The organism is Bradyrhizobium sp., from assembly GCF_016462955.1.
Taxonomy (GTDB): Bacteria; Pseudomonadota; Alphaproteobacteria; order Rhizobiales; family Xanthobacteraceae; genus Bradyrhizobium.
Genome location: NZ_JAEMSD010000742.1, coordinates 1 through 2524, shown reverse-complemented (window position 1 = coordinate 2524; position 2524 = coordinate 1). Strand labels below are relative to the sequence as shown.

The following is a 2524-nucleotide window of genomic DNA, read 5'->3' as shown; positions in this document are numbered from 1 at the left end:
TATGTCGGCTGGCTGCCCGATGCGGCGCTGGTGAAACCCACAGCCGGACCGACACACAAGGTCAGCGCACTTCGCACCTTCGCCTTCCCCGGCCCTTCGATCAAATTACCACCTGCAGCCACGCTCGTGCTGGGCTCGAGGCTCACGATCGTGCGCGAGGAAGGGCCCTTCGCGACGACGCGCGAAGGAACGTTCTTGCCGAAGACGCATCTCGTCTCGCTCGACCACCGCGAGCCCGATTTCGTCGCCGTCGCCGAGCACTTCGTCGGAACGCCCTATCTATGGGGCGGCAAGAGCAGCCTCGGTATCGACTGCTCGGGCCTGGTGCAGGTCTCGCTGACATCCGCCGGGATCGGCTGCCCGCGTGACAGCGACATGCAGCTCGCCGGTCTCGGCCGCGCGCTGGAGCCGCACGAGCGAGGCGGCTTGCTGCGCGGCGATCTGATCTTCTGGAAGGGACACGTGGCGGTCGTTCGCGATGGCAGCACCATGGTGCACGCCAACGCGCATCACATGGCAACTGTGATCGAACCAATCGAGCCGGCCGTCGCGCGGATCAAGGCGGCCGGCAGCGAGGTCGTCGCGATCAAGCGGCTGTAACTTCCACTCATTCCGGGGCACGCTCATCGCGCGTGAACCCGGAATCTCGCGCTACAATCTCGGGATTCCGGGTTCGCGCTACGCGCGCCCCGGAATGACGAACGCTACGTCGCTGCCGCCCCGTTGCCGGCCGTCTCCAGCCGGAACGCGGCGGCGAACAGGGCGCGCGTGTAATCCGTCTTCGGGCTCTTGAACAGCTCGGCGGCCTGGCCCTCTTCGACCACCTTGCCGCCGCGCATGACGATGAGATGGCTGGCGAGCGAGGCGACGACGCGCAGATCGTGCGAGATGAACATGTAGGTGAGCTCGCGCTTGCGCTGGAGCTCGCGCAAGAGGTCGACCATCTGCGCCTGAAACAGCATGTCGAGCGCGCTGGTCGGCTCGTCCAGCACGACGAAGTCCGGCTCCAGCACGATCGCGCGCGCGATCGAGATGCGCTGGCGCTGGCCGCCGGAGAATTCGTGGGGGTAGCGGAATCGCGTCTCCGGATTGAGCCCGACGTCCTCCAGTGCCTTGACCACGCGCGTCTCGCGTTCTTCGCGCGACAGTCCCGGCTGATGCACAGAGAGACCTTCGGCGATGATGTCAACCACCGACATGCGCGGTGAGAGCGAGCCGAACGGATCCTGAAAAACGATCTGCATATCGCGCCGGAAGGGGCGCATCTCCTTGAAGCGCAGGCCCTGGATGTCTTTCCCCAAGAACACGATGCGCCCGTCCGAGGAGATCAGCCGCAGGAGCGCCAGGCCCAGCGTGGTCTTGCCCGAGCCGGATTCGCCGACGACGCCCAGCGTCTCGCCCTTGCGCACGGCGACACTGACGCCGTCGACTGCCTTGATGTGGCCGACCGTCTTGCGCATCAGGCCGCGCTTGATCGGAAACCACACTTTCAGATCATTGGCCGACATCACCACCGGCGCGTTCGGCTGTGGCGGCGCCGGGTCGGGCTTCGGCTCCGCCGCGAGCAGGTCGCGCGTATAGGGGTGTTTCGGCGTCGTGAAGACCTGCTCGACCGGGCCCTGCTCGACGATCTGGCCGCCCTTCATGACGCAGACGGTTTCGGCGATGCGGCGCACGATGCCGAGGTCGTGGGTGATGAAGAGCAGGCTCATGCCGAGCCGGGAGCGGATCTCGGCGAGCAGCGCCAGGATCTGCGCCTGGACGGTCACGTCGAGCGCGGTGGTCGGCTCGTCCGCGATCAGAAGGTCCGGCTCGTTGGCCAGCGCCATGGCGATCATCACGCGCTGGCGCTGGCCGCCCGAGAGTTGGTGCGGATAGCTGCTCAGCCGCGTCTCGGGCTCGGGAATGCCGACCTGGGTCAAGAGCTCCAGCGTCCGCTTGCGCGCCTGCGCATTGCTGGTCGGATTGTGCAGCTGGATGATTTCGCCGATCTGCGCCTCGATCGTGTGCAGCGGATTGAGCGAGGTCATCGGCTCCTGGAAGATGATGGAGATGTCGCTGCCGCGGATCTCCCGCATTTCGTGCTCGGAGCGGTCGATCAGCTCCTGGCCCTTGAAGCGGATGCTGCCCGAGGGATGCGAGGCATTGGGATAAGGCAGCAGCTTCAGGATCGAGAGTGCGCTGACCGATTTGCCGGAGCCGGATTCACCGACCAGCGCGAGGCATTCTCCGCGCTTGATCTGGAACGAGACCTTGTCGACCGCGAGCGTGGTGGCGCCGCCCTGGTGGAAGGCCACCGAGAGGTCGCGCACGCTGAGCAGGGGCTGGTTGATCGCGTCCATCGGCTTACCTGAACGTCTTGCGCGGATCGAAGGCGTCGCGGACCGCTTCGCCGACGAAGATCAACAGCGACAGCATGATCGCGACCGAGAAGAATCCGGAGAAGCCGAGCCAGGGCGCCTGCACATTGGCCTTGGCTTGCGACAGCAACTCGCCGAGCGAGGGCGATCCCGGGGGCAGGCCG

At 66.1% G+C, this 2524-nt stretch carries 2 protein-coding genes and 1 pseudogene; 1 reads left to right on the top strand and 2 read right to left on the bottom strand.

Translation table 11 applies throughout. The features are described from left to right. On the top strand, positions 1-600 hold a 600-nt coding region (locus JHD07_RS37700), incomplete at its 5' end, for an NlpC/P60 family protein (protein WP_291631421.1). Between the two features lie 104 nt (positions 601-704). Here the strand turns inward: JHD07_RS37700 and JHD07_RS37695 are convergent. Further along, positions 705-2342 (bottom strand): ABC transporter ATP-binding protein, encoded by a 1638-nt coding sequence (locus tag JHD07_RS37695; protein ID WP_291631419.1) that lies wholly within the window; start codon positions 2340-2342, stop codon positions 705-707. Between the two features lie 4 nt (positions 2343-2346). Continuing rightward, positions 2347-2524: pseudogene (locus JHD07_RS37690) on the bottom strand (ABC transporter permease); the annotation flags it as partial.

Coding starts and splice junctions, on each gene's coding strand:
- JHD07_RS37695 (WP_291631419.1), bottom strand. CDS start 2,342: ATGGACGCGATCAACCAGCCCCTGCTCAGCGTGCGCGACCTCTCGGTG.